The sequence below is a fragment of the Saccharothrix ecbatanensis genome, assembly GCF_014205015.1.
GTDB classification, from domain to species: Bacteria; Actinomycetota; Actinomycetes; order Mycobacteriales; family Pseudonocardiaceae; genus Actinosynnema; species Actinosynnema ecbatanense.
Genome location: NZ_JACHMO010000001.1, coordinates 7,017,640 through 7,033,736, shown reverse-complemented (window position 1 = coordinate 7,033,736; position 16,097 = coordinate 7,017,640). Strand labels below are relative to the sequence as shown.

Genomic DNA, 16,097 nt, shown 5'->3' with positions numbered 1-16,097 from the left:
GCCGACTGCCTGGGCCTGGCCCGCTAGACGCCCGGGTAGTCGCCGAGGAAGGCCACGGCCTCGTCGACGTCGTCGGTGACGAGGATCCACCGTTCCGCCTCACGGCCCTTGGCCAGCTTCCGGACCAGCGGCGCGGCCGGCACCTCGTCCACCCAGAACTCCTTGCCCAGGAACACCATCGGCGCGGCCGGGCCGACCGAGCCGTAGTGGTTCTGGCAGTAGTCCTGGAAGACCTCCTGCACGGTGCCCGCGCTGCCCGGCGTGTAGATGATGCCGCCGGTCGCGACGGTGAGCAGGCCCTCTTCACGCACCGAGTTGGCGAAGTACTTGGCGTGCAGCTCGCACGCCGGGTTCGGCGGCTCGTGGCCGTAGAACCAGGTCGGGATGCCGATGGTGCGCGGCCGCTCGAAAGCCGGCAGGTCGGTCGGGCACGCGGCGATCCAGCGGCCGATGGACGCGGCGTCGTCGCCGAACTTCGGGGCGCGCGCCAGGTCCTTCAACGTCGGCTCGTCCACGCCGATCCGCACACCCAGCGGCACGGCCTCCATCACGCCCGGTCCGCCGCCGGTCAGCACGGTGAACCCGGCCTCGCCGAGCGCCGCGCCCAGCCGCACCGCCCGCCGGTAGCCGTCCGTGTCACGGCCCAGCGCGTGGCCGCCCATCACGGCGACCGGCGTGCCGATCAGGACGTCCGCCAACGCGTCGGTGATCGCGTGGTCGTGCAGGCGTTCGGCCAGCGCGTGCAGCGGGTCCGGGTTGTGGCCCTGAGCCCGACTGTGCTGGTAGATCAGGGCGTCCGGTGTCTTCGCGTAGGAGAGCGGGTCGGCCGGGTCGAACCCGGCGAACAGCTCGACCGGCGTGTAGAGCCGCGACCGGTACACGTCGTACGGCAGGTTCGGGATCGCCGGGAACACCAGCGCACCGGCCGCCGCCGCACGCCGTTGGCCGACCGGCGAGAGCGTGCAGCCGAGGAACAGCGCGCCGTCCATCGGCACGCGCAGGTCCTCGTCGCTCAGGTCGAGGCCGATCAGCACGGCGTGCTTCAGATCGCCCGCCGCGCGGACCTGGTCGGGATCGGTGAACTCGGTGCGCACCGGCGAAGCCTACGACCCGCACCGGCCCCACACGCGCGTTTCCGGCGGCCGGCGACTGGAACGAGCGACTAGAAGATGACGGTCTGGTTCCCGTGCACCAGCACCCGGTCTTCGAGGTGCCACCGCAGACCGCGCGCCAGCACGACCTTCTCGATGTCACGCCCCTTGCGGACCATGTCGGTGACCGAGTCGGCGTGGTCCACCCGGATCACGTCCTGCTCGATGATCGGGCCCTCGTCGAGGTCCGCGGTCACGTAGTGGCACGTCGCGCCGATCAGCTTCACGCCCCGGCCGTGCGCCTGGTGGTACGGCCGCGCGCCGACGAACGACGGCAGGAAGCTGTGGTGGATGTTCAGCGCCCGCCCGGCCCAGTCCGCGCACAGCTCCGCGGGCAGGATCTGCATGAACCGCGCCAGCACCACCGCGTGCGGCTCGTGCGCGTCGACCAGCTGCCGCAGCTGCGCGAACGCCGCCTGCTTGCCCTCCGGGTCGTTCACCGGGAACGGCACGTGGTGGAACGGGATGCCGTGCGCCCTGGTGATCCCGGCCATCCCGGCGTGGTTGCCGATGACCGCCGACACGTCCACGTCCAGCTCCTGCGCCGCCACCCGGCCCAGCAGGTCGTACAGGCAGTGCTTGTCCTTCGACACGAGGATCACCACGCGCTTGCGCTCGCCGGTGTCCGTGACCCGCCACGAACCGGGCAGCGCGCCCAGGTCCCGGGCCACCTCGGTGAACCGGGTCCGCAGCTCGTCCACACCGAACGGCAGCGAGTCCGCCCGGACCTCCTGGCGGGTGAAGAACCAGTTGGTGGTCGGGTCGGTGTGGTAGGCCGCCTCGACGATCCACCCGCCCTGCTCCGCCAGGAACGAGGAGATCCTGGCCACGATGCCGGTCCGGTCACGGCAGCCGAAGGTGATCACATAGCGTCGTTCAGGCAGAGACACCACCGAAGTATCTACGGTCGAGGCAGCCCGTCGAGCAGTGACCTGTCACCGGATGTGATGGCTCCGCTCGGCCGCGCCCACACCGCCCGGTACAGCGCGTCCGCGGTGCCCGCGACGGTCGCGTCCTCGTCGGTGGCCGAGCCGGTGATCGGGCCGACCTCCGGCGGCTCGCCCGGCGTGAGCCGCACCTCCCAGGCCCGACCGGCGTCCGCGGCGTGGAACAGCACCCGGCCCGCCGACTCGATCGGCTTGCGCTGGGCGGCGCGCACCAGCATCCGGGTCAGGTACTCGTCCACGCCGTCCGCCGCGAACTCCACGTCGAACAGCAGCGACGGCACGTCCGCGCCGTGCAGCGCGTGCTCGGCGTCCAGTCGGTGGATCGCCGTCTCGTGCGCCTGGCGACGGGACCAGAAGCCGTAGTTCTTCGCCTCGGAGAACGTCCACGCCGGCGTGTTCGACGGGCTGCCGGCCAGCGTGTCCGCCAGCTCGGCGAACTTCGCCTCCCACCACGCGAGCAGCTCGTCCCAGTCCGCGGGCCGCTCGTCCGGGAGGGGCCGCTCGGCGTCCGGCGCGGTGTGCAGCGCCCGCACCACCCACGAGTGCACCAGCGCGATGTGGTCGACCAGGTCCCGCACCGTCCACCCCGGGCACGTCGGCACCGGCGCGTCCGGCCCGGCGGCCACCGCCGCGTCCCGGAGTGCGGCGTACTGGATCCTCAACTGCTGCACGAAATAGGCATGGTCCACGCCGCGAAGCCTAGGGACTCACGACATCCCACGACATGGTGACCTCGCCGAGCCGCCAGCGCTTCCGGTCGTCCAGCACCGGCCAGCCGCGCGCGGCCAGCAGCCGGACCGACTCCACCCAGCGAGCGCGCGGCCCGTAGGGGGCGAACGGGGCGGACGTCGCCCAGCACGCGTCCAGTTCGCTGAGCAGCGCGTGCACCTTCTCGCCCGGCACGTTGTGGTGGATCAAGGCCTTCGGCAGCCGTTCGGCCAGGTCGCTCGGCGTTTCCAGATCGGCGGGCAGGCACGACAGGGTGAACGTCCGCGGCCCCTCGGCGGTCAACGCGACCCAGCAGCAGCGGCGGCCGATCTCGTCGCACGTGCCCTCCACCAACACCCCGCCCGGCGCGAGGCGGCCGACCATGGTGTCCCACGCCTCCGCCGCCTGCTCCTCGGTGTACTGGCGCAGCACGTTGAACGCGCGCAGCAGCACCGGGCGGGCGCCGGCCAGCTCGAACCCGCCGCGCCGGAAGTCCAGCCGCGGCGGGTCGGCGACCTCCTTGCCCGCGGCGACCCGGTCCGCATCCAGCTCCAGGCCCAGCACCCGGACGTCCGGGCTGACCTTGCCCAGCCGGGACGCCAGCTCGACCGTGGTGATGGGCGACGACCCGTAGCCGAGGTCCACCACCAGCGGCTGGTCGTGGGAGAGCAGCAGGTCGCGGTAGGCGTGCGCGACCCACCGGTCGACCCGGCGCAGGCGGTTCGGGTTGGTGGTGCCTCTCGTGGGCAGGCCGAGCGCGCGCGCCCGGCCCGCGGCTAGGCGTGGCGATCGAGCCATTCGGCGGTGAACTCGGTTTCCTTGTCCAGCAGCAGGGCGACCTGCTCGGCGATCAACGTCTCCAGCTTGCCGCCCATGAGCGGGATGCCGACCTTCACCTGACCCGTGAGGGTGAGTTCACTCCCACTCGCGGTGTCGGCGAGCGTGATCGTGCCGTCCAAACGGCCCGGAACGCCGTTCAACGTGACCTCGACCGTGCCCGCGTAACCGGCCTCGGTCCAGGACTCGGCGCGGTCGATGACGAGGTCGCCGCCGAGCAGACCGCGTGCCACCGACGGCAGCTTGTCGGCCGGCACACCCTGCCTGAGCTGGTACGACGTGCTCGTCTCGGTGGTCGTGAAGGCGACCAGCCTCGGGTCCGTGCCACCCAGCGCGTCCAGCCGTTCGCGCAGGTACGTCTCGTCCACCAGCGCTGCGTACACGTCCCGCGCGGGCCGGCGGGACGTGGTTCGGTGCTCGATGCGGCGTGCCATGTCGCGGAGGCTACCGTTCACGGTCGTGACAACCCCGCCCTCCAGTACCCGTGTGCCGCTGGCCGAGTGCACCACGCTCCGGCTCGGTGGCCCCGCGGCGAGGTTCACGCGCGCCACCACGGCCGCCGAGCTGGTCGAGACCGTGCGCGCGTTGGACGCGTCCGGTGAGCCGTTGTTGCTGCTCGGCGGCGGGTCGAACCTCGTGGTCGCGGACGCCGGGTTCGCCGGCACGGTGGTGCAGGTCGGCACGGCCGGTCGTCGGCTCGACCCGTTGGGCGACGGGCTGGTGCAGCTCACCGTGGAGGCGGGCGAGGACTGGGACTCGGTCGTCGCGGAGGCCGTGGCGCAGGGCCTGGGCGGGCTGGAGTGCCTGTCCGGCATCCCCGGCCTGGTCGGCGCCACGCCCGTGCAGAACGTCGGCGCGTACGGCGTGGAGGTGGCGCAGGTCCTGACCTCGGTCGACCTGCTGGACCGCCGCACCGGCCGGGTGCACCAGGTGCCCGCGGACGGGCTCGGGCTGGCCTACCGGACGAGCGTGCTGAAGGGCACGGACCACGCGGTGGTGCTGCGGGCCCGCTTCGCGCTGACGGCGGGCGGTCAGTCCGCGCCGATCCGGTACGCCGAGCTGGCACGGGTGCTGGGTGTGACCCAGGGCGACCGGGTGCCCGCTGACGCGGCCCGCAAGGCGGTGCTGGAACTGCGGCGCGGCAAGGGCATGGTGCTGGACGCGACGGACCACGACACGTGGAGCGCGGGCTCGTTCTTCACCAACCCGATGGTGGACGACTCGACGTTGACCGGGGTGCTGATCCGGATCGCCGAGCGGCTCGGGTCGCACGTGGACGTGCCGACGTACCCGGCGGGCGCCGGGTTCTCGAAGCTGTCGGCGGCGTGGCTGATCGAACGCGCCGGCTTCCACCGCGGGTATCGCGGGCCGGGCGGCCGGGTGGCGTTGTCGGGCAAGCACACCCTGGCGTTGACGAATCGCGGCGGGGCGTCGACCGAGGACTTGCTGGACCTGGCGCGCGAGGTGCGTGACGGGGTGCGGACGGCGTTCGGCGTGGAGCTGCGCCCGGAACCGGTGTTGGTGGCCTGCGACCTGCGCTGAACCCCTCCACCGTGTCGGCCGAACAGCCGAATGGGTGACTGGGTGTGACGAAACCTCACTGCGCGCGTTTCATGGAGGTAGGGGCACCCGTTGGAGGTCGCCATGGCCTACCCGGACGACGAGCGAGCGGCGATCAGGCCGATCAAGAAGCTGGTTGAGGACGACTTCCTGAGCCGGCCCGGTGTGGTGGGTGTCGACCTCGGTGAGAAGACCGTCGGCGGCAGGGCGACGGGTGTGCCGGCCATCGTGGTGTTCGTCCGCCGCAAGGGCCCGGCCGCCCAGTTCGCCATCCCGCCGGACGTGCTGGGCGTGCCGACCGACGTGGTCGAGGACTCGTTCTCGCCGCACCACACCATCGCGTCACCTGAAGGCGTGAGCGGGGCGGAGCGGCACGAGCTGCTGCTGGGCGGGATCGGGATCGGGCCGAGCCGGGCGATCCGGTTCGTGCCGCCGGACGTCCCCGAAGTCGACGACTACGTGGTCGCCGGGACGTTGGGCGCGTTCGTCACGCCGCGCCGCCGGCACATGGTGATGGCGTTGACGTCGTTCCACGTGGCGTGCGTGGACGACGCCTGGGCGGTCGGGGACCCGATGGTGCACCCGTCCCGGGTCGACGGCGGGCACCCGGTGCACGACCGCGTCGGCGCGTTGGCGCGGGCCGCCCTGTCCGGCGCGGTGGACGCCGCCGCGATCATGCTCACCACGCCGTGCGTGCAGCTGGACGTGGTCGAACTCGGTCCCGTCCTGGGCCAGGCCGAGGCCCGGATCGGCCAACGGGTGCGCAAGCGCGGCCGGACGACGGCCGTCACCGAAGGCGTGGTCGCCTCCACGGACGCCGCGATCAGGCTGGACTTCGGCGTCGGCCTCGGCGTCCGCACCCTGTACGACCAGATCAGGGTCGAGACGCCGGGGTTCGCCGACCACGGCGACTCGGGCGCCGTCCTGCTCGACGACGCCAACCTCGTGGTCGGCCTCTACTGCGGCGGCAGCCCGCGGCGCGGCTTCGCCAACCCCATCCGCCCGGTGCTGGACCAGCTCGACGTCGACCTGCTCACGCCCGGTGCACGCGGGTTGCCGACGCCTGTGCCCGGGGCTTGAGCACGATCTGGTCGAGGTTCACGTGCGCCGGCCTGGTCACCGCGAACGCGATCACGTCCGCCACGTCGTCCGCGGTCAACGGGGTCACGCCCTGGTAGACGGCGGCGGCCCGCTCGGCGTCGCCGTCGAACCGGTTGACGGAGAAGTCGGTCTCCACCATGCCCGGCAGGATCTCGGTCACCCGCACCGGCTGCCCGAGCAGCTCGCCGCGCAGCGTCCGGTGCAGCGCCGACTGCGCGTGCTTGGCCGACGTGTACCCGGAGCCGTTGTCGTAGGCCTCGAAGGCGGCGACCGACGTCACCGTGACCACGTGCCCGTCACCGGAGGCGATGAGCTTCGGCAGCAGGCCCTTGGTGATCCGCAGCGTGCCGAGGACGTTCGTCTCCCACATCCACCGCCAGTGCTCCTCGTCGGCTTCCGCCACGGTGGCCATGCCACGCGCGCCGCCGGCGTTGTTGACCAGCACGTTCACGGCGGGGACGGCATCCAGGAACGCCGCCACGGACGGCGCGGACGTGACGTCCAGCTCGACGGCCGTGCCCCCGATGTCGTCCGCGATAGCCTGGAGGCGGTCGATTCGCCGGGCGCCGAGCACCACTTCGAATCCCTCGGCGGCGAGCCTGCGGGCGGTGGCCTCACCGATTCCCGCGCTGGCCCCGGTCACGACTGCGATAGGACGGTTCACGCAGGTGATCCTATGTGTGTGACGCAGATCACTCGCACCGGAAGCCGCGTGGAACGTCCTTCGATCAGGAGGTCGTAACGTGCACAGGACAGTGGCGGCGCTGCTGATCGGCTTGGCCCTGGTGGCCGGCTGCTCGGCGAAAGTGGAACAGGGCACGGCCAAGCCGGTGGGCGGCGACAACCCGCCCGTGGCGAAGGTCACCACCGCGCCCGCCGACGGTGCGGCCGACGTCCCGGTGAACGTGCCGGCGCAGGTCACCGTGGCCGAAGGCGTCATCGACGAGGTCGCGCTCACCAACCCCGAGGGCACGCCGGTCAAGGGCAAGATCGCCGACGACAAGAAGTCGTGGTCGAGCACCGAGCCGCTGGGCTACGGCAAGACCTACACGTACGCGGGCCGGGTCACCGGCACCGACGGCAGGCCGGTCGACCTCAAGGGCGCGTTCACCACGATCAACCCGGCCGTCCAGGTGCGCGCCACGCTGTTCCCCGGCGACAACCAGACGATGGGCGTCGCGGTCCCGATCAAGGTCGAGTTCGACGCGGACGTCGCCGACCGGGCCACCGTGGAGAAGGCGCTGACCGTCACCAACTCGGCGGGCGTGCAGGGCAGCTGGGCGTGGCTGAGCTCGCGCGAGGTCCACTACCGGCCGGAGAAGTACTGGCCCGCGAACACCCAGATCCACGTCGAGGCGAAGCTCTACGGCGTCCCCTACGGCGGCGGCGCGTTCGGCCGCGCGGACGTGACCAGCGACTTCACCATCGGCCGCCACCAGCTCGTGAAGATCGACACGCCGTCGCACCAGCTCGTGGTGCAGCGCGACGGGCAGACCGTGGCGTCCTACCCAGCGTCGTTCGGCAAGGACGCGGACCCGAACCTGGCCACGCCGAACGGCACGTTCGTCGTGATGCAGAAGTTCGACACGTGGAGCTTCGACAACCCCCAGTACGGCTACACCAACGTCGTGAAGAAGTGGTCGGTGCGGTTCTCCAACCACGGCGAGTTCATCCACGAGAACAACGACAACGCCGCGAACATCGGCACGAACAACACCTCGCACGGCTGCGCGAACCTGCTGGAGGCGGACGCCAAGGCGTACTACGACAGCGCGCTCGTGGGTGACCCGGTCGAGGTCACCGGCTCGATCACCACGCTGCCGCCGCAGTTCGACTGGTACGACTGGCAGATCCCTTGGTCCCAATGGCAGAGCATGTCCGCGTTGTGACACAAATTCGGTTGTGACGGGAAGCGACTGGCTGACCACAGCGTTGAGCTAGATCGTGCAGAACACTCTCCTCGACGCCGAGGGCGTCCGGCTGGCGGTCCGTGAGTCGGGCCCGGTGGACGCCCCGGCGGTCGTGCTGGTGCACGGTTGGGCCCAGTCCGGGGAGGTGTGGCCGCCTGATCCGTCGTACCGCTCGTACGCGCTCGACCTGCGTGGTCATGGCAACTCGGAGATCACCGAGGGCGGTTACCGCGAGTCGGCCGCCTGGGCCGCCGACCTGAGAGCGGTGCTCGACCACGTCGGCAGGCCGGCGGTGCTGGTCGGCTGGTCCTACGGCGGGCTGGTGATCACCGACTACCTGCGCGCGCACGGCACGGCGGGGGTGTCCGGGCTGGTGCTGGTCGGCGCGATCACCGAGCTGGGCAAGGACCGGCCCGGCGGGGTCACCGGCCGGTTGTCGAAGGCCACGCTGGCCGACTCGCTGTCGGAGGACCCGGCGGTGGCGGCGCCGGCGTTGACCGAGTTCTGCCGCGACCAGGCGCCCGGCCTGCCCGGTGAGCTGGTGCAACGCCTGCTGGGCACGGCCCTGCGCGTCCCGCCGAGGGTGCGCCGCGAGATGTTCGAGCGTGACGTCGAGAGCGCCGCCGTGCTGAAGTCGGTCGACAAGCCGACACTGGTGGTGCACGGCACCGCCGACGAGGTGGTCGACCCGGCCGCCGGCGAGTTCGCGGCAGCCATGATCCCCGGAGCCGACTTGCGCCGCTACGAACGGACGGCACACTCCCCGTTCCTCGAACAGCCCGAACGCTTCGCCGCGGACCTGGCCGGCTTCGTCGCGGAGGTCTCCCGGTGAAGCGGGTCGCCGTGCTCTCCGTGCACACCTCGCCGCTGGAGCAGCCCGGCACGGGCGACGCGGGCGGCATGAACGTCTACATCGTGCAGACCGCGACGCGGATGGCGCAGCGCGGCATCGAGGTGGAGATCTTCACCCGGGCCACCTCGTCCGACCTGCCGCCGGTCGCCGAACTCGCGCCGGGCGTGAAGGTCCGGCACGTGGTGGCCGGCCCGTTCGAGGGTCTGGGCAAGGAGGAGCTGCCCGGCCAGCTCTGCGCGTTCGCCGCGGGCGTGCTGCGCGCCGAGGCACGGCACGAGCCCGGCCACTACGACGTCGTCCACTCGCACTACTGGCTGTCCGGGCAGGTCGGCTGGCTGGCCCGGGAACGCTGGGCCGTGCCGCTCGTGCACACCGCGCACACCCTGGCGAAGGTGAAGAACCTGGCGCTGGCCGCGTCCGACATGCCGGAGCCCCGGATGCGGGTGATCGGCGAGGAGCAGGTGGTCACCGAGGCGGACCGGCTGGTGGCCAACACCGATGTCGAAGCCACCGAGCTGATCAAGCTGTACGACGCGGACCCGGCGAAGGTGCTGGTCGTGCCGCCGGGCGTGGACCTGGAGCGGTTCCGGCCCGGTGACCGGGAGGCCGCGCGGTCCGCGTTGGGGCTGGCGCCGGAGTCGCTCGTGCTCGCGTTCGTGGGGCGCATCCAGCCGTTGAAGGCGCCGGACGTGCTGCTGCGCGCCGCCGCCGAGATGGTCGCGCGCGACCCGGGGCTGCGGTCGCGGCTGGTGGTCCTGATCGTCGGCGGGCCGTCCGGTTCGGGCATGAAGACGCCCGACCAGCTGATCCGGCTCGCGGCGGAACTGCGGATCTCCGACGTGGTGCGGTTCCTGCCCCCGCAGGGCGGCGCGGCGCTGGCGCGGGTGTACCAGGCGGCCGACGTGGTCGCCGTGCCCAGCTACAACGAGTCGTTCGGCCTGGTCGCGCTGGAGGCGCAGGCGTGCGGCACGCCGGTCGTCGCGGCGTCCGTCGGCGGGCTGCCGGTGGCCGTTCGGGACGGTGTGTCCGGCGCGCTGGTCGACGGCCACGACGCGGAGCCGTGGGCGCGGGCGTTGTCCGACATCGTGCTGCACCCCGGGTACCGGGAGGAGCTGGCCGGCAACGCCGTCGGCCATGCCCGCCGGTTCTCGTGGGACCGGACGACGGATTCACTCCTCGCCGGGTACGCCGAGGCACGCGATGTGTTCCGCGAGGAGGTGTTCGCTTGAGCGGGGAACCGGACCAGGGCCCGGACGGCTTGGACGACGTCATCCGGTCCACTTTGGACGAACGCGGGCTGGACTACGACCGCAAGGGGCCGGGCCGGTACTTCGTGACCCTCCCCGGCACGAAGAAGCTCCAGACGAACTGCTGGCTCGTGGCCGGCAGGCACGCCTTGGTGGTGGAGGCGTTCGTGTGCCGCAAGCCCGACGAGGCGCACGAGGCCGTCTACCGGTTCCTGTTGCGGCGCAACGCGAAGCTGTACGGCGTGCACTACACGATCGACACGACCGGTGACATCTACCTGGTCGGCCGGGTCGCGCCGCACGCCGTGACGCCCGACGAGCTGGACCGCGTGCTCGGGCAGGTGGTCGAGGCGGCCGACGGCGACTTCAACACGCTGCTGGAGATCGGGTTCGCCGGCGCCATCCAGCGCGAGTGGGACTGGCGGGTCTCGCGCGGCGAGTCGCTGGCCAACCTCCAGGCGTTCCGCCATCTGGTGTCCGAATCGTGATCGCGCCCGCGCAACTGCGGTGAGCCCGCGTCCCGTCCCACCGGTGAACCGAGGGAGGGCAAGTGGGCAGACGGGTGGGGTTGGCGGTCGCCGCGTTCGCGGTGGTGGCGCTGGCCGGGTGCGGATCGGACATGTCGTCGGGGTCGTCGGCGGACATGGCCGCGCCCCAGGCGGCGCAGCAGCAGCCGGGCGGCGGGACACCGAAGCAGGAGTCCGCCGGCAAGGCCGGGTCCGGCGAGGCGCAGCAGGCGGGTTCGTCGGCGCAGCAGAACCGGCAGCTCGTGCGCACCGCGACGATCGATTTGCGCGCGACGGACGTCACCGCGGTGTTGGCGCAGGTCAAGGGCCTGGCCATTGCGGAGGGCGGGTACTCGGCGCAGGAGAAGTCGCAGGCGCAGACCGCTTCGGTGACGTTGAAGGTGCCCGGCGACCGGCTGGACCCGGTGCTGGAGTCCATCGGCCGGCTGGACGGCGTCGAGGTCAGCCGGCGTGAGTTGCAGACCGAGGACGTGACCGAGCAGGTCGTGGACATCGAGGCCCGGTTGGCCAACCAGCGGGCCAGTGTCGAGCGGGTGCGCGGGCTGCTGGACCGGGCTTCCACCACGTCGGAGATCACCGACATCGAGGCCGAGCTGACCAAGCGGCAGTCCGAGCTGGAGTCGTTGCAGCGGCGGTACGAGACGCTGAAGGGCCAAGTCGCCATGTCGACGTTGACGGTCGTCATGTCGTCGCAGCGCGCGCTGGCGGTCGTGGTGGAGGAGGAGGACGACTTCCTGAGCGCGTTCGCCGGTGGCTGGAAGGCGTTGCTGGCGGCGTTCAGCTGGCTGCTGGTGGTGCTGGGCGGCGTGCTGCCGTTCGCGGTGGTGCTCGGCGTGCCGGCGTTCGGGTACCTGTGGTGGCGTCGGCGGCGGAGGGCAGCCGCGAAACCCGCAGTCACGACCGCGACCCCGTAGCCCTATCGGGGTAGCCGTTCCTGGCGAAAAGTCTACTGAGAGCAACATCGCGCGGGAGCGCGGGGCGGCTTGGGAGAGAGGGGGATTCACGAGCTCAAGCCGCCCCGCGACAGTCCCCGCTGCGGTGGAGCCGGGCGGGGGGAGCCCGGTTTTCCAAAGCGGGCCGCGGCCCGACGGGGGGATGGCAAGCCGCGGTTCGTGCCGCGCCGGTCGTCTGAGTGCGTGGGAGCCGACCCGCGAGGCCCTGCCAACTTGGCAGATCGTCGGCGATCACCACAAGAGCCGGCGCTAGTCCATTCGTGTTGTTCTTAGCCGAATTAAGTAACGCTGTGGGTGATCATCGCCGGCCTTGACCGGCGGTGTGGCTTGACTCACGATGACGGGATCACGGCCCCCGGATGAATGAGGCAGCCGCATGGTCTTCCGCAGTCCGTTCCCCGATGTCGCGGTCCCGGACGTCTCGCTGCACGAGCTGTTGTTCGCGGACCTCGGCGACCGGGTCGACCGGGTCGCGCTGGTCGACGGCACCTCGGGCGCGTCGCTGACGTACGGCCAACTGGCCGGCGCGGTCGACCGGCTGGCCGCCGCGCTGGCCGCCAGGGGGATCGGCAAGGGCGACGTCATCGGCATCCTCAGCCCGAACACCCCGTACTACGCCGTCGTGTTCCACGGCATCCTGCGCGCCGGCGCCACCGCGACCACCATCAACGCCCTGTACACGGCGGACGAGGTCGCGCACCAGCTGGCCGACGCGGGCGCGAAGATGCTCTTCACGGTGTCCGTGCTGCTGCCCAACGCCGCGCCGGGCGCCGAGAAGGCCGGCATCTCCGACGTCGTCGTGCTGGACCAGGCCGAGGGTTACCCGAACCTGTCGTCGTTGCTGGCCAACACCGAGCCGGTGCCGACGGTGTCGGTCGACCCGGCCGAGGACGTGGCCGTGCTGCCGTACTCGTCCGGGACGACCGGCCGCGCCAAGGGCGTGATGCTGACGCACCGGAACCTGGTGGCGAACATCGTCCAGTGCGGGCCGATGCTGGCCGTCGGTCCCGAGACGAAGATCCTCGCCGTGCTGCCGTTCTTCCACATCTACGGCATGCAGGTGCTCATGAACAACGGCCTGCACGTCGGCGCGACGGTGGTGACGCTGCCGAAGTTCGACCTGCCGGAGTTCCTGCGGGTGATCCAGGACCACCGGACCGACCGGGTGTACATCGCGCCGCCGGTGGCGGTGGCGTTGGCGAAGCACCCGTTGGTCGACCAGTACGACCTGTCCGGCGTCGACACGATCTTCTCCGGCGCCGCGCCACTGGACGTGGACCTCGCGGCGGCCGTCGCCAAGCGCCTCGGGTGCCGGGTGTCGCAGGGCTACGGGATGACGGAGATGAGCCCGGTCAGCCACGCGATCCCGGACAGCCGTGACGACATCTCGGTGGGCACGGTCGGCGTGATCGTGCCGAACATGGAGTGCCGCTTCGTCGACCCGGCGACCGGCGAGGACGTCGGCGTCGGCGAACGAGGCGAACTCCTGTGCCGCGGGCCGAACGTGATGAAGGGGTACCTGAACAACCCGGACGCCACGGCCGTGACGTTGGACGAGGACGGCTGGCTGCACACGGGTGACGTGGCGGTGATCGACTCGGACGGTCTGGTCAGCATTGTGGACCGGGTCAAAGAGCTGATCAAGTACAAGGGCTACCAGGTGCCGCCGGCCGAGCTGGAAGCCCTGCTCCTGACCCACCCGGAAATCGCGGACGCCGCCGTTGTGGGGGTGCGTGACGACGACGGTGAGGAAGTGCCGAAGGCATTCGTCGTCCTCCAGCCGAATGCGTCGCTCGACGCGGCCGGCGTGATGGAGTTCGTCGCGTCCCAGGTCGCGCCGCACAAGAAGGTGCGGGTGGTGGAATTCATCGAGGCGATCCCGAAGTCCGCCTCCGGGAAAATCCTCCGCAAGGACCTCCGGGCACGTGAGGCCAGCTCACCGGCCTGATCCACGGGTTCACCGCATCGCGCGGACGATCTTGCGCGGATGGGTGTGATTGCCACTCGATGGTGTTGTTGTCGGCTGCTTGCCGTGCCGGATGGGCGGGTTGTCACAACCATGTCGGGTGCAAAACACGCATCCACACATCGGAGAACATACGCATGCGCATGCTCGGAAAGCTGGCCGTCGCGGTCGGCGCCACTGCTGTCGTCCTGCTCTTGGCACCGGGGGCCAACGCGTCCCCCAGTGAGCTGGACCAGCTGTCGAAGTCGGTCCCCTCCGTCGACCAGAAGTCGCCCCTCGGTGGCCTCGCCGGCGTCCAGGGCGTGCCGATCGTCAGCCCGCTGCTCAACGGGTTCCTGTCCGGCGTGGGCGGTGGCGCCCTCGGTGGCGGCGGCCTCGGTGGTCTGGGCGGTGGCGGCGGCCTCGGCAACCTGGGCGGCTGACCGACCGTCGAGGTCGTTCCGGGCCGGGCCGATCACGGCCTGGCCCGGAGCCGTCCCGTTTCCGGAGCCTTTCCGGGTGCCTGGAGCTGCACCGATCAAGGTCACAGTGACCACCCGCGTGAACAGGGCAGGCTCATCTGGCAGGCTGACGGCCATGGCTGTCGGAACCCTGGTGCTGCTCCGCCACGGCGAGAGCGTGTGGAACGCGGAGAACCTGTTCACCGGTTGGGTGGACGTCCCCCTCTCGGAGAAGGGCGTGAAGGAGGCGACGCGCGGCGGCGTGCTGCTTCGCGAAGCGGGCGTGCTGCCCGATGTGGTGCACACGTCGTTGTTGCGGCGGGCGATCGGCACCGCCAACCTCGCCCTCGACGCGGCCGATCGGCACTGGATCCCGGTCCGCCGGGACTGGCGGCTGAACGAGCGCCACTACGGCGCCCTCCAGGGCAAGAACAAGAAGCAGACCCTGGACGAGTTCGGCGAGGAGCAGTTCATGCTCTGGCGCCGCTCGTACGACACCCCGCCGCCGCCGATCGCGCCCGGCACGGAGTTCAGCCAGGACGCGGACCCGCGCTACGCGGACCTCGGCCCGGACCTGCCGCTCACCGAGTGCCTGCTCGACGTGGTCAAGCGGATGATCCCGTACTGGGAGTCCGCCATCGTGCCGGACCTGCGCACGGGCAAGACGGTCCTCGTCGCCGCGCACGGCAACTCGCTGCGCGCCCTCGTCAAGCACCTCGACGGCGTCTCGGACGAGGCCATCGCGGGCCTGAACATCCCCACCGGCATCCCGCTGCGCTACGACCTGGACGAAGAGCTCCAGCCGCTCAAGCCGGGCGGCCAGTACCTCGACCCGGACGCGGCGGCCGACGCGATCAAGGCCGTGGCCAACCAGGGCCGCTGACCCCCACAGCTCCACCACGCGACGGCGGCACGTGCGCAAGGACACACCTGCGCACGTGCCGCCGTTTTCGATCTGTCCGGCCCCGTGTCCACCGCGTGATCGCGGAGAGCGATCGTGGACACCATGTTGAACCTGAACCGAGTCGGCTACGGCGCCATGCAGCTCGCCGGCGCCGCCGTCTACGGCCCGCCCGCCGACCCGGAGAACGCGAAGGCCGTCCTGCGCCGCGCCGTCGAGCTGGGCGTGGACCACATCGACACCAGCGACTACTACGGCCCGCACGTGGTCAACGAGCTCATCAAGGCGGCCCTGCACCCCTACCCGGAGAACCTGACGATCGTCACCAAGGTCGGCTACCGCCGCACCCCGGACACGAGCTGGGTCACCGCGCGCGGGCCGCAGGAGCTGCGTGACGCCGTGCACGACAACCTCCGCCACCTCGGCCTGGACCGACTCGACGTGGTCAACCTCCGGATCGGCGGCGCCCACGACCCGGAGTCCGTCGAGGAGCCCTTCACCGTCCTCGCCGAACTGCGCGAGCAGGGCCTGATCCGCGACCTCGGCCTGAGCAACGTCCGCGGGCACCACCTCGACCAGGCCCTGGCCATCGCGCCGGTGGTGTGCGTGCAGAACCTCTACAACGTCACCGAACGCCGCGACGAGAAGATGCTCGACCGCACCACCGCCGAGGGCATCGCGTACGTGCCCTTCTTCCCGCTCGGCGGCTTCACGCCGGTGCAGCACGACACCCTGAAGGAGGTCGCCGACCGGCATCAGGCGACCGACCGCCAGGTCGCGCTCGCGTGGCTGCTGCACCGGGCGCCGAACGTGCTCCTGATCCCCGGCACGTCCTCCGCGCGTCACCTGGAGGAGAACCTGGCTTCCGCCGAACTGCACCTGTCCGAACAGGACCTGACCCGATTGGACACGATTGGGTGAACTGCGGCCGTCCGAAGGGAAAACATCGGCGTCGGACATGTCACGGGAGTCACGAACCACACCCGCGCACTAGGC

Annotated in this window: 17 protein-coding genes; 11 read left to right on the top strand and 6 right to left on the bottom strand. The window is 71.2% G+C overall.

The window, feature by feature from the left end; all coding sequences use genetic code 11:
• Positions 1-23 precede the first annotated feature (23 nt).
• From F4560_RS30355 to F4560_RS30335, 5 genes are all read right to left on the bottom strand, one after another.
• A complete protein-coding gene (locus tag F4560_RS30355; RefSeq protein ID WP_184925885.1) occupies positions 24-1,094 on the bottom strand; it encodes an LOG family protein in 1,071 nt (356 codons plus the stop codon).
• 68 nt (positions 1,095-1,162) lie between these two features.
• A complete protein-coding gene (gene purU / locus F4560_RS30350; protein ID WP_184925882.1) occupies positions 1,163-2,041 on the bottom strand; it encodes a formyltetrahydrofolate deformylase in 879 nt (292 codons plus the stop codon).
• Between the two features lie 11 nt (positions 2,042-2,052).
• Positions 2,053-2,787 carry a maleylpyruvate isomerase family mycothiol-dependent enzyme gene (locus F4560_RS30345; RefSeq protein ID WP_184925879.1) on the bottom strand — a complete coding sequence of 245 codons (735 nt, stop codon included), beginning with the start codon at positions 2,785-2,787 and terminating at the stop codon, positions 2,053-2,055.
• Between the two features lie 10 nt (positions 2,788-2,797).
• The gene (locus F4560_RS30340; protein ID WP_184925876.1) at positions 2,798-3,604 is read right to left on the bottom strand and encodes a class I SAM-dependent methyltransferase; all 807 of its coding nucleotides are present in this window, start codon (positions 3,602-3,604) and stop codon (positions 2,798-2,800) included.
• Positions 3,583-4,077, bottom strand: coding sequence for a DUF2505 domain-containing protein (locus F4560_RS30335; RefSeq protein ID WP_184925873.1), 495 nt, complete (start codon positions 4,075-4,077; stop codon positions 3,583-3,585). The genes F4560_RS30340 and F4560_RS30335 overlap by 22 nt, the downstream gene beginning before the upstream one ends.
• Here F4560_RS30335 and F4560_RS30330 point away from each other — a divergent pair.
• Complete coding sequence (locus F4560_RS30330; protein ID WP_246477900.1) at positions 4,076-5,185, top strand: UDP-N-acetylmuramate dehydrogenase; 1,110 nt, start codon at positions 4,076-4,078, stop codon at positions 5,183-5,185. The two genes, F4560_RS30335 and F4560_RS30330, sit on opposite strands and share 2 nt — an antisense overlap.
• Positions 5,186-5,287: 102 nt before the next feature.
• A complete protein-coding gene (locus F4560_RS30325) occupies positions 5,288-6,283 on the top strand; it encodes a chymotrypsin family serine protease (RefSeq protein ID WP_184925867.1) in 996 nt (331 codons plus the stop codon).
• Here F4560_RS30325 and F4560_RS30320 read toward each other — a convergent pair.
• Positions 6,237-6,968 carry an SDR family NAD(P)-dependent oxidoreductase gene (locus tag F4560_RS30320; protein ID WP_184925864.1) on the bottom strand — a complete coding sequence of 244 codons (732 nt, stop codon included), beginning with the start codon at positions 6,966-6,968 and terminating at the stop codon, positions 6,237-6,239. The genes F4560_RS30325 and F4560_RS30320 overlap by 47 nt on opposite strands.
• Before the next feature lie 79 nt (positions 6,969-7,047).
• Between F4560_RS30320 and F4560_RS30315 the strand changes: the two genes are divergently transcribed.
• The 9 genes from F4560_RS30315 to F4560_RS30275 all read left to right on the top strand — a co-directional run bounded on the left by F4560_RS30315 (position 7,048) and on the right by F4560_RS30275 (position 16,022).
• A complete protein-coding gene (locus tag F4560_RS30315; RefSeq protein ID WP_184925861.1) occupies positions 7,048-8,193 on the top strand; it encodes a L,D-transpeptidase in 1,146 nt (381 codons plus the stop codon).
• Positions 8,194-8,248: 55 nt separating this feature from the next.
• Positions 8,249-9,046 carry an alpha/beta fold hydrolase gene (locus F4560_RS30310; protein WP_184925859.1) on the top strand — a complete coding sequence of 266 codons (798 nt, stop codon included), beginning with the start codon at positions 8,249-8,251 and terminating at the stop codon, positions 9,044-9,046.
• Positions 9,043-10,296 (top strand): D-inositol-3-phosphate glycosyltransferase, encoded by a 1,254-nt coding sequence (gene mshA, locus F4560_RS30305; RefSeq protein WP_184925856.1) that lies wholly within the window; start codon positions 9,043-9,045, stop codon positions 10,294-10,296. Before F4560_RS30310 ends, mshA begins: the two co-directional genes overlap by 4 nt.
• Positions 10,293-10,802 (top strand): type III secretion system chaperone family protein, encoded by a 510-nt coding sequence (locus F4560_RS30300; RefSeq protein WP_246477899.1) that lies wholly within the window; start codon positions 10,293-10,295, stop codon positions 10,800-10,802. Before mshA ends, F4560_RS30300 begins: the two co-directional genes overlap by 4 nt.
• Positions 10,803-10,864: 62 nt before the next feature.
• Positions 10,865-11,755, top strand: coding sequence for a DUF4349 domain-containing protein (locus F4560_RS30295; RefSeq protein ID WP_184925854.1), 891 nt, complete (start codon positions 10,865-10,867; stop codon positions 11,753-11,755).
• A gap of 415 nt (positions 11,756-12,170) precedes the next feature.
• Positions 12,171-13,742, top strand: a complete 1,572-nt coding sequence (locus F4560_RS30290) for an AMP-binding protein (protein ID WP_184925852.1) — start codon at positions 12,171-12,173, stop codon at positions 13,740-13,742.
• Between the two features lie 155 nt (positions 13,743-13,897).
• Positions 13,898-14,182 (top strand): hypothetical protein, encoded by a 285-nt coding sequence (locus tag F4560_RS30285; RefSeq protein ID WP_184925850.1) that lies wholly within the window; start codon positions 13,898-13,900, stop codon positions 14,180-14,182.
• 154 nt (positions 14,183-14,336) lie between these two features.
• Entirely contained in the window at positions 14,337-15,083 is a 747-nt protein-coding gene (locus F4560_RS30280; protein ID WP_184925849.1) for a phosphoglyceromutase, read from the top strand.
• A gap of 123 nt (positions 15,084-15,206) precedes the next feature.
• Positions 15,207-16,022: an oxidoreductase gene (locus F4560_RS30275; RefSeq protein ID WP_184929482.1), complete on the top strand. Its 816-nt coding sequence runs from the start codon at positions 15,207-15,209 to the stop codon at positions 16,020-16,022.
• Positions 16,023-16,097: the final 75 nt, after the last annotated feature.